At 58.4% G+C, this 10,577-nt stretch carries 8 protein-coding genes and 1 pseudogene; 5 read left to right on the forward strand and 4 right to left on the reverse strand.

Features of this window, described 5'->3' with window-relative positions; translation table 11 throughout:
• The 3 genes and pseudogenes from F8C90_RS10335 to F8C90_RS10345 form a co-directional block, all read right to left on the reverse strand.
• A pseudogene (locus F8C90_RS10335) lies at positions 1–257 on the reverse strand (lantibiotic ABC transporter permease); the annotation flags it as partial.
• Positions 258–292: 35 nt separating this feature from the next.
• Complete coding sequence (locus tag F8C90_RS10340) at positions 293–1,063, reverse strand: ABC-2 family transporter permease (protein WP_158050428.1); 771 nt, start codon at positions 1,061–1,063, stop codon at positions 293–295.
• Complete coding sequence (locus tag F8C90_RS10345) at positions 1,060–1,788, reverse strand: lantibiotic protection ABC transporter ATP-binding protein (RefSeq protein ID WP_158050429.1); 729 nt, start codon at positions 1,786–1,788, stop codon at positions 1,060–1,062. Before F8C90_RS10345 ends, F8C90_RS10340 begins: the two co-directional genes overlap by 4 nt.
• A gap of 195 nt (positions 1,789–1,983) precedes the next feature.
• Between F8C90_RS10345 and F8C90_RS11265 the strand changes: the two genes are divergently transcribed.
• Complete coding sequence (locus tag F8C90_RS11265) at positions 1,984–2,085, forward strand: TetR/AcrR family transcriptional regulator (protein WP_246155898.1); 102 nt, start codon at positions 1,984–1,986, stop codon at positions 2,083–2,085.
• Between the two features lie 1,143 nt (positions 2,086–3,228).
• Here F8C90_RS11265 and F8C90_RS10355 read toward each other — a convergent pair.
• Positions 3,229–3,510, reverse strand: a complete 282-nt coding sequence (locus tag F8C90_RS10355) for an XRE family transcriptional regulator (protein WP_158050431.1) — start codon at positions 3,508–3,510, stop codon at positions 3,229–3,231.
• Between the two features lie 89 nt (positions 3,511–3,599).
• On the opposite strand from F8C90_RS10355, the gene F8C90_RS11160 reads away from it, so the two are divergent.
• The 4 genes from F8C90_RS11160 to F8C90_RS10370 all read left to right on the forward strand — a co-directional run bounded on the left by F8C90_RS11160 (position 3,600) and on the right by F8C90_RS10370 (position 10,260).
• A complete protein-coding gene (locus tag F8C90_RS11160) occupies positions 3,600–3,860 on the forward strand; it encodes a hypothetical protein (RefSeq protein WP_211361099.1) in 261 nt (86 codons plus the stop codon).
• Positions 3,861–3,935: 75 nt separating this feature from the next.
• Complete coding sequence (locus F8C90_RS10360; protein ID WP_158050432.1) at positions 3,936–4,934, forward strand: DUF1848 domain-containing protein; 999 nt, start codon at positions 3,936–3,938, stop codon at positions 4,932–4,934.
• Between the two features lie 2 nt (positions 4,935–4,936).
• Entirely contained in the window at positions 4,937–9,331 is a 4,395-nt protein-coding gene (locus tag F8C90_RS10365) for a DEAD/DEAH box helicase (RefSeq protein ID WP_158050433.1), read from the forward strand.
• A gap of 17 nt (positions 9,332–9,348) precedes the next feature.
• Positions 9,349–10,260, forward strand: a complete 912-nt coding sequence (locus F8C90_RS10370) for a coiled-coil domain-containing protein (protein ID WP_158050434.1) — start codon at positions 9,349–9,351, stop codon at positions 10,258–10,260.
• The last annotated feature ends 317 nt before the right edge of the window (positions 10,261–10,577 follow it).

The raw sequence follows: 10,577 nt of genomic DNA on the forward strand, positions 1-10,577 counted from the left end.
GCCGTGAGGTTGGCGAGGCGCCCGGCAGCGCGCTCCTCGTCCACGGCGAGCCCGCAGACGATGGCGGACATGAGCGGCATGAGGGCGCCGAGGAACTGGGCGTAGGCGTCCGCGCCCAGCGCCGGGTCCCATCGGATTAAGGAGAAGTACTCGCCGCAGGCAAGACCGGCTGCCAGGCCGCAGACGAGGTGCACCGCCGCGAGCGGGGAGCGCGCCAGGCGCAGGGCCTCGGAGAGCAGGGCCCGCGGGAGAGTCATGCGCGGCGTCGGGTCGGAGAGTCGTGTCATGGCCATCACCTCTCCTCGGAGCGCGCGAACCAGGCCGCGCCCGCCGCCGTGAGCGCGGCGAACGCGAGCGCGCAGACCGCAAGGCCCGCCAGTGTGAGCATGCCGTCCGCCGTGAGCGCCCCGCCGAGCGCCATGTCCGCCGCGAGTGGTTCGCCGCTCGGCAGCACGGGGATGAAGCTCGTGGGGATGACCATGCTCGCCGACGGCGGAAAGAGCTGCGGCAGCGGCACCAGCGACCAGGCGAACCCACCCACGAGCTGCGCGGCGAGCGGGCAGAAGATGCCCGCGAGCATGCCGAGCCGCGCCGTGAGGAAGAGCCCTGCGGGGATCATCCACGCCGCGGTCACCGTGTTGGCGAGCGCGCAGAGGAGCATCGTGAGCGTGCCCGCGGCCGTGAGGCCCTGGGAGGAGAACGCCGAGCCCGCGAGGTAGATGCCGAAGACCACGAGGTTCGAGAGCGTGCAGAGCGCGAGGCACCAGAGCGCCTTGGCCCACCAGGCGCGCCCGAGCGGGAAGCCCAGGCCTAGAAGCCCCCGCATCCGCGTGCGCGCGTCCGCCCGCGCGACGCACGCCACCACGAGCGAGAGAGACACGGGCAGGAAGAGCGCGTACCAGTAGTTCCACGCGCTGAAGATCTGCACGCCCCGGTAGGGCATCGCGCCGAGCAGCGGCATCGGCAGCGCCATGAGCACGGCCAGGCGAACCGGTGCCGCGTGGCGCGACTTCAGGGCCTCAGCGCGCAGGCCCGCGAGCAGGCCGCCTTTCTCGCCCGTCATACCGCCACCTCCCCGCGCGCTCGTCGCCCCTCCCGGCAGACGCTCATGAAGAGTTCCTCGAGGTCCTGCCCGGGTCGAAGCGCATCCTCGTAGGCGAGGCGCCCCCCGTAGATGATGCCGATGGTGTCCGCCATCTGCTGCACCTCGGAGAGGATGTGGCTCGAGACGATCACCGTCGTGCCCGCCGCCGCGAAGCCGCGGATCTGGTCGCGCAGCTCCTCGATGCCGATGGGGTCGAGGCCGTTGGTGGGCTCGTCGAGCACGAGCAGGCGTGGCCGGGCGATCAGCGCCAGCGCGAGCCCCAGGCGCTGCCGCATGCCCATCGAGAAGCGCCCGGCGCGCTTCTTCCCGGTGTCCGCGAGGTCCACGGCGGCGAGCACCTCATCTACGCGGCTCTTGGGAAGGCCCAGCAGCGTGGTGCGCACGCGCAGGTTCTCGCGCGCGGTGAGGTTGGGGTAGAGCGGCGCCTCCTCGATGAGGCTGCCGATTGCGTAGAGGTCCTCGCGGCGCCAGGCGTGCCCGGCAAAGAGGATCTCCCCGGCCGTCGGCCGCAGCATCCCGCAGATCATCTTGAGCGTTGTCGACTTGCCGGCGCCGTTGGGGCCGAGCAGCCCGTACACCTCGCCCTCGCGGATATGGAGGCTCACGTCGGCCACGGCGTCCTGCGCCTGGTCGCCGCGGCCGAAGCGCTTGCTGAGCCCGCGCGTCTCGAGCATGTAACCCATGGGTTCGTCCTTTCTCTTCCGGGCGCGCGGGCCGAGTCGCCGTGCCCGCGCGCCTTGCCTTTCGGGTTCACCATCCATGGTGGGGCGCGTTTCTAACGAAGCTGTAACGGCCGTTGGGCTCTTTTGGCGCCAGCTCTTCTCGACCCGTACGCCACTCATGGTATGTTTATCGCGATAACAAGGACGGAGGTGCCCGTGGCACGCAATAAGTACTCGGAGGAGACGGTCGAGAAGATTCTCGACGTTGCCGAGCGGCTCCTCGTGGAGCGCGGCTACGAGCACACCACGATGATCTGAAGAGCAATACGCTGAACCGAAAAAGGCAAACCCTGGAGACGTGATTTTCGCCATAACGAGCGAGAATATCGAAGATGTCTGCACGCCATTGGCGTAGGAAGGGGAACAGCCGGTTGCAATCAGCCTGAAATAAGGCGACGATTGGGATCCTCTAGCTCGGATTTCCCGCTCGGTTCCTAAGGCGCTTAGAGCCGGCTCATAAGGGCGAAAACAAAGCCACCCGCGACGATTCCTTCAGTCATCGCTCTTGTGTATCCCTCATGACCTGCGGAAATGCAAGACATTAAAGCCACTGGCTATGATTCACTTTGCCAAACGGGTGCCGAAGAGGGTAGTCGGCTGTTTTGGCGTTCATATCGGACGTTTCAGGGCCTTAAAACCAACCCGTTTATGTCCCCGGGAAAAAATGAAACTGCGGGCTTGCGGCTTCGAAATAGTTTGTGAATTTGTCCCAGGGTTTGTCCCAAACGCCTACGCGAGGACACGCGGAGGGACTCGGCGGCAAGACAGTTGAAGCCGACGACCAAACTGGAATCAACTGGATTGTCGCCACGGCAAACGAGAGTGAAAGAGTGGGAATGATTTTCGCGGGTAAACGGGCTGTTTGATGTACTCACATCGCTTGGCTCCGAATAACACCTATTAGTATCGAGTGGATTTACCCAAGCATTTTTATTGGGGAGTATTTTCGCCCCGGATCCTGCGCTCCAGGGCGTTTTTATGCCTGACTAGCTGCGGAAATACTGTCAGAATTGTTCCTTTCTGCGCCATCTTCGTCCAAACCGTGCCAAGAGGTGCTAAGAGGTGACAAAAGGTGCTTGTCGGTGGGATTGCGACAGCTTGGATAATACTCCCGATTACGCCGAGATGCGTTGATTCGCCAAAAGTCTACTCACTTCTGTACTCACCCCTTGAAAAGCGGGTTATTTCAGCGTTTTCGCAGGTAGCTATTGGAGAGTATTTTCAGTCAAAATGGGCTGCTGGGCGTACTCACCATGCATGCTTTCTATGGTTTTCATGGGGGTTGAGAGCATGCAGAATACTCCCGATCGCGCCGGTATCGGGTTCTTTAGTGTGCTGAATTGCGCAGCATAGCCTGCAATGTACGCAATGTCGGTCGTGTACAGGGTGATTAACGAACCGTTATCCCCTGAACGAAGAAGCCTTGCAGACCTCGTACTCCTCGGAGCTTACGGAGCCGTCTGACAGGCCATCGCGCATGCGCTTCCAGGCGACGAGCGACTGATGCGTCGCCGGGGCGAGCGCTTTCTCGGAATCTATCGCATGGCCCATGGCGCCGTCATTCTCCACTGGATAGAGACCGATCTCCTCTTCCATACGGAAGAGCACTTCGAGAGCCTCCCTGGCGCTCTCGACGCGAATATCGCGAAGGGCCTTGGGGGCAACCCCCATCGCTTGCGCCATAGTATCGAGTTGGTCGTCGCTCGGCGTCCGAAGGCCAAGCTCGTACCTGTTGACACCGAAGCGCCTCTCTTGCCATGCAATTGCGCCGTTTGGACGGCGATGAGGTTGCTTATATCTCTGGTTTTGACGCGGCGCAACGCGGCGTAAGGGCTAAAGCCTCCCGAAGCTACCTGGAGCCATTTGAGCAAAGCCCTTCTGCGATCGACCGAGATGGACCTGAATCGAATACCGGCGAGCCGAACGCTGCCGAAACGGCCAGGCCTGCGCGTGCCTCTAGTTTTCTCGACGAAAACGTTCATGAATATGCAAACGCCCTCGACTCAGGCCTGAACCGAATAGTAGAATATTGATAAACAAATAAATGCGCAGTACAGGTGCCGTTTTTCAGCAAAGCGCGCCGTCTGCCACTCGTGAGAGCAGGCTACATGATCATCAGCGCGAGCAGAAGAACGGACATTCCGAGATTCCATAGCGATTGGATGCTTAACAGAGTCCGCGAGGGGTTCGTAGACGTTCGAAACCCGATGTTCCCCACACAGGTGAGCCGGTACAGCCTGTCCCCGGATGTCGTTGACGGCATCGTCTTCTGGACGAAGGATCCTGCCCCCATGCTTTCCATGTTGGATGCGTTTTCCGACTACAGCTATTACTTCCAGTTTTCCCTCACGTCCTATGGCGGGGACGTGGAGTCTGGCCTGCGGGACAAGCACGACCTCATAAGGACGTTCAAGGAGCTTGCGGGCATGATTGGGCCCGAACGGGTGATGTGGCGCTTCGACCCGATACTGCTTAATGGGAAATACTCGCCCGAATACCAGCTCCGCGCCTTTAACACGATCGCGACCGAGCTCAATGGCTCCACCGAGAAGGTGACGATCAGCTTCATCGACGAGTACAACTTCGGCGGCCGCAGCATCTACAGGTCCGTGGGAACCGACGGGGTCGCCGCCGAGCAGCAGAATTTCCTCGCGGAGCAAATGGCTTCCATAGCGCACGAGAACGGCATGGCAATCGATACATGCGCCGAGGCGGTCGACCTGGAGAGGTATGGAATCCAGCACGCGCGCTGCGTTGATTCGCAGGTCTTCGAGCGCATAGGCGGCTGCAGGCTCTCGCGCCTGAAGACGCGCTACGAGGAGCTCGCCAAGGACAAGGCGCAGCGCAAGGAGTGCTGTTGCATCGAGAGTATCGACATCGGCTGGCCCAACACCTGCGCGAACGGATGCAGGTACTGCTACGCCACGACGAGCCTCGAGGAGCTGGCGCGTAACCTTGCGGGGCTCTGCGACCCTGCGAGTAGCCTGCTCTGCGGGCATGTCGATCCAACCGTCGACAGGGTCAAAGACCACCGCGGGACTGGCGACACGCGTGACAGGTCGTTCAGATTTGGCTTTGGCGGCGACCAGCTCTTCCAGGAGGTCTAGCAGTGGGTGATGCTTCCAGATTCGAGCCGAACGAGCGCTACGCCGAGCTCATCGCCAGGTTAAATCCTCCGAGTTTTGGAGGGATACGGTCAATCGCCTACAAGCTGCTTAGCGAAAACTACAGCACGTCCGAGATTCATGGCATGTACGATGAGTTGCATCACGGTACGCGCGTGCTGGACCGAGAGGAACTTCTCTGGCGCTATCTGTACGCTTTCGCGCCAAAGCACATGAAGAAGATGGAGCTTGCGCTAAGCAGAATGTGGCGCGTGTTCCGCGACTTGTCAAAAGAATCTATGTCGATAATCGATTGGGGATGCGGACAAGCCCTCGCATCATGCTGCCTCCTCGACTACCTTAATGACAACAGGATTTTCATCCCCCTCGACGAGGTTGTCCTAATCGAGCCCTCTGAACTCGCATTGCGCTATGCGGCACTGCACCTTGCGGCTTATGGAATCACTCAGACAAAAGCGCTTCAGAAATACCTCGACGACATAACAGCGGAGGACATAGAGACAAAATCACCAGTCACCCTGCACCTCTTCTCGAACATCCTTGACATGGATGGCTTCGATATGAAGCGCCTCGTGCAAACTATAGGGGCTTCAGCCTCTGGGGTTCACTACTTTGTCTGCTTAAGCCCTGTGTATAACAACAATAACGGCATGAGCCGCATAGAGCTGTTCAAGAGCTACTTCACCCGCATCGATACGGTAAGGCAGGAAAGGCGGACTCAAAACAGAGTGGAGAGCAGTGCCATCTCTGAGCTCGCCAGCCTCATAAAACCCCAAAAAACAGCCGAAGAGAACTTCACAATGGAGCTTCTCATCTTCAAATACGAATGCGGAAAGAGCTCCGTTGTGGACGTGGGCTACTACCCTCCGGTCCAGTTCTTCGCATCCTACGAGCTCGACTGCATGCATGAAGATGCGGAGCTCCGAATTGAGGACGACGATGCGCTCTCGGCGTTTGAAGTCGCCGCTCCGTTCGAGCTCGGCGCAAAGATTTACGACGACGTGAACCCGTTATTCGCCGTGCTCAACAACATAATTGTGCGCGGATTGCCGACGAGAACCAGCCCGTTTGTGGAAAACGCTTTCGGGTTCTCAGGCAATGCCCGAGTCAAGGATGACCTTGGAGGAATAGCCTTCCGGTGCGCCGATGGCTGCAGCGAAGCGATCAGGAGAGCGCAGCTTTACGTCCCCATAGGCGTCGCTAGACTGGAGAAGGTGATCGTCGAAGCCCTTATAACGGGTTTGCTTGACGTCTCGAGGTACCGATGGCGGGTCATCGCCATTGAACGCGACGTGCCCTGCGCCGCGCTGGCATTCGAAGATCTACGCCAGATGCTTTGGCACGCCTCCGCGCTGAGCAAGCAATTCAAGTCGCTGAAGATGCCCGAGATTGACCTCACGGTGATATGCGCCGACGAGTGGCTTGACTCGCCGCTGCATCTCGATGCGCGCGTCGCAGCGGAATGCGACGACCGCATGCGATCCAGCAAGTACGACATGGTCATAGACATGTCGGTTCTCGGCGAGATAGATGAGTCCCGTGCCGCATTCAGCGAGTTTAGGGCGCGCAACAACTGCTATTTCGTGGTAGGCCGCTCCAACAGCGTGCGCAGCCGAAGAACCATCTACACATCGGACACCATCGAGTATGAGCCTCTCGGGTCAACCGACGGGTTCGGGCGTTTCCAGGAAGACGAGGAGATGCTCGATCACCTAAGGTATTTCCTGAATCTGCTATTCAGGAAGCAGGATTTCCGCCCGGGCCAGGTGCCCATACTCAATCGCGCACTGCAGAACAAGAGCGTCATTGGCCTTCTCCCAACCGGAGGGGGCAAATCATTGACGTACCAGCTGGCCTCCATGCTACAACCCGGCGTGACTCTCGTCATCGACCCCCTACGCGCCCTCATGCAGGACCAATATGCAGGTCTTGCCGCCGCCGGCATTGACGACTGCACATTCATCAATTCGACGATTTCCGACAAGGAAAGGGACAAGAGGCTCTCCCACATGGAGGCCTCCGAGATGCAGTTCGTCTTCGTCTCGCCAGAGAGACTGTGCATGCAGAGTTTCAGGAACCGGCTGTCGACTATGCGCGACCTCGGCGTCTACTTTGCATACGGAGTCATTGACGAGGTGCACTGCGTATCAGAATGGGGCCACGATTTCAGGTTCTCGTACCTGCATCTGGGCAGGAACCTATACAACTTCGTGCACACGAAGAACGGCAGCGGTCACCTCACCCTCTTTGGACTCACGGCAACAGCTTCCTTCGACGTGCTTGCCGATGTTGAAAGGGAGCTGTCTGGAGATGGGGCCTATCCTCTCGACGCGAATACGGTTGTACGCTACGAGGACACCGATCGTCTTGAGCTGCAATACAAGATCGAGCGCGTACCAGTGCGATTTGAAGCGGACAAGAGTTACGACGCCAGGCACGTCATTGACCCCAGCTTGCCTCGAGCCGTCAAGCTCAGCAACTCCTACCACGATTCCGAGCGCGCAAGCAAGTCCGAGTATCTTGCCCTGCACCTTCGAGACGCGTTCGACGAGATTGAAGCACTGCAGCAGCCCAGCAGCATTGAACGCATCAAGAGCAGGTTCGCCGAGCGCCATAACGTCATTGACGAATTCGGTGACGTGGAACTCACCTGCAGTGTGCCGAAGAACCCCTTCGACAAATCGGGCGAATACGAGTATGCCGGAATCGTGTTCTGCCCCCATAGGGCAAACACGCCCATATCGGTCATGCACAATGCCGAACGACTGTCTGAATCGATTGCCGACATCGGAACCTTCGTGGGCAGCTCGGACGGCGACGAGGACCTGGATGCGCAGTCGTTCGAAAGTCTCGAGCTCTTCAAAGAGAATAAGCTCCCGCTCATGGTCGCAACCAAAGCATTCGGGATGGGGATCGACAAGCCGAACGTTCGCTTCAGCGTGAACATGAACTACCCCAGCTCCCTGGAAAGCTTTGTCCAGGAAGCCGGCCGCGCCGGACGCGACAAGAGGATAGCGCTCGCCAGAGTGCTCGTCTCGGATTACTCTCTCGCTCGCGTAAGACCCGACTATCCCGGCGACGGCCCGATTGAAAGAGCCCTTAAGGGCAGGTGGTTCTACGAACAGGACCTGCATTCGGTTCTGGACTATTACGGCATCCGCATTGCCCGCAGGCACGTTGACATTGCAAACCCCGGCAACGATTTGATCGAGAATCCTGATTACGCGACCAATGAGTACTTCTATAGCCAGAACTTCATGGGGATCGACGTCGAAAAGAGGACCTTGTACGAACTCTTCTGCAAGCAATCAGTGGAGCTGGTTCGCAGCGATAGGGACGACCAGTCTCTCTACAGAATCGAAAACCTTCTCGATGAGGTCATTTCGGCTGCAGAGGGAATCGGCCTCGTGGCCAGAATCCCTTACGTCTCGGGAAAACCGGAAAAGGGTAAACAAAAGCCGATCAACCATGAGGACAACGTGCAGAAGATGATTTACCGCATGTGCTGTATCGGCTTCATAGACGATTACACACAGCATTATCTCAATCGCAAAAAGGGCTATTTTCTGATCAAGATGGTCCGCAAGAAGGACGGCGGCTACTACGACGCATTGAAGCGCTTCTTGATGCGCTATTACGCAGAGGAACGTGCCGAGGAAATCGTCAGCCAAGTGCTAGATTACCGGGGAGACAACGAGATACAAAAATGCCTGGGATACCTGACCGAATTCGTCTACGAAAAGATCGCCGTCAAACGCAAGCGTGCGATGGACGACATGAGGCTGTTTTGCAATACGGGGCTCGATTCCAGTAAAGACTGGCTCGAGACGAACGAGGACCTCAAGGACTTCATTTACTACTACTTCAACTCGAAGTACGCCAACGACGAGTACGTTGCCGACAATGGCGAGCCGTTCTCCCTTACCAACGATACCGACGAGGGCAAACAGGGCTCTTTCGAGACGGTAATGAAGTACCTGCGCGTCGTTGACGACGACCTCGTCGGCGCGGGCGGGACGCCTATTGACAACGCAAAGCACCTTCAAGGCGCAGTGCGACTTATCCGCCGCGCGCTGACTGATGAGAACCATGCACTCGCTCTGCTTAATTACTTCTGCTTGACCCAGCTCGGCACGAATGAAAGCGAGGCCCTCGAGCAGGAACTCCGCAACGATTACCTGTCTGGCATGGTCGGGTTCGCCCAGCGATCGGATTCCCAAGAGGAGTTTTGGCGCTTCAAGCAACGGTTCGACGAGGCGGTTGAAGCCGCGCCCCATCGTTACGACCTTTCGCAGCTTTCAGAATTGCATGACGAGATTACCGCGAAGGTGCATCTGGCGGCCCTGCACGACATTCGAAAAGCATACTTAGACGACTAGCTATTGAGGAGTTTAAAATGAGCAACGAAACCGGTTCAAATCTCAATGTAATCCTGGGCCAGCTCGAAGACGAGCTTCGCGCTATCAAGTCCGCACGAGAGCAGGCGGACGGTGTCGTATCCGCAAACAGTGAGCTCTGCGTGCGGCTTGAGCGTGTCGTCGCAGAAATGAGGGGGCTCGTCGAGGAGTCAAACAATCGAACCCGTGCTGCGACAGAATCGCTTGCGAACGAAGTCGGCCGCTTATCCGAGCAATCGGAGGCAATCAAAAAGGCTGCGGCCGACAGCGCCGATGCCATCGCGAAGCAAGCGTCAGATGCTCAGGTAGCTTTGGAGGGAGCTGCTGATTCAATAGCCAACACGCTTTCCGCCGAGACCGAGCGCTTGACTTCACAGCTGCGGACGGTGGAGGAATCCTCTGTCAAGATCTCCGCAATTGTGCAAAAGCAAGCTGCAGACGGTCAGGCTACCCTCGAGAAGGCTGCAAACGACGCTATCGGCAAGATGTCCGATCAGATTTCAGGGCTTGCCGACCAGGCAATTTCGAGTCTGAGCGAAGGCATAGGAGAAACAAGGAACGGGCTTGACGCGGTAGCGGAATCTACAAAAGTCGCCGCATCGGACATCAAAGCGAGCGGCGAAGCCTTGCTTGAAGCTAACGAAGCCGCCAAATCCGAGAACAAACGGCAAAACGGGGAGACACGGGCGCTTCTCGAGGACGCACAAAAGCATCTCGCCGACATCGATGCGAGCATTGCGACGCTCAAGGAGATCGATGTCGACTCATTAGCCGAAGAAGTCAGAGAGCTCAAGGCCATCGAAGCCGATAACGCGGCATCCCTGAAGAGCAAGCTGATGACCGTGACCGTCATGGCTGGTGCCAGCATCGTTCTGTGCATTGCGGTTCTAGCAAAGCTGTTTATTGGCTAGGAACGCAAAGCTATAGAAAATCTGGCACTGACGAGTACCAGACAGTCGCGATGCGCCGCTCGAGCCTACCTGCGCGCTACCTAGATTGTATTAAAGCTCGTTATAGCGCTAGTAGCCTCGGTGCTCGTACTCGAAGTCAACCTTAAACCTGCCGGAATGGTCCCAAAGTACCGCCTGAATTCCCGCTGCCTATTACGCCGATTTTGCTACGCCGTTCCACGTGCCGCTGCTACACCGTTCCGCGGTTGGCTGATACGCGCCGATGCGGCAACCGTTAGACCAACGAGGGGCGCGCGAGCGCCCCTCTTGGCATAATC

Source organism: Ellagibacter isourolithinifaciens (assembly GCF_008831035.1).
Classification (GTDB): domain Bacteria; phylum Actinomycetota; class Coriobacteriia; order Coriobacteriales; family Eggerthellaceae; genus Ellagibacter; species Ellagibacter isourolithinifaciens.

Bases quoted from the DNA above. Each gene is read 5' to 3' on its own strand.
- F8C90_RS10355 (WP_158050431.1), bottom strand. From the start codon at position 3,510: ATGGCGCAAGCGATGGGGGTTGCCCCCAAGGCCCTTCGCGATATTCGC.
- F8C90_RS10360 (WP_158050432.1), top strand. From the start codon at position 3,936: ATGATCATCAGCGCGAGCAGAAGAACGGACATTCCGAGATTCCATAGC.
- F8C90_RS10345 (WP_158050429.1), bottom strand. From the start codon at position 1,788: ATGGGTTACATGCTCGAGACGCGCGGGCTCAGCAAGCGCTTCGGCCGC.
- F8C90_RS10340 (WP_158050428.1), bottom strand. From the start codon at position 1,063: ATGACGGGCGAGAAAGGCGGCCTGCTCGCGGGCCTGCGCGCTGAGGCC.
- F8C90_RS10370 (WP_158050434.1), top strand. From the start codon at position 9,349: ATGAGCAACGAAACCGGTTCAAATCTCAATGTAATCCTGGGCCAGCTC.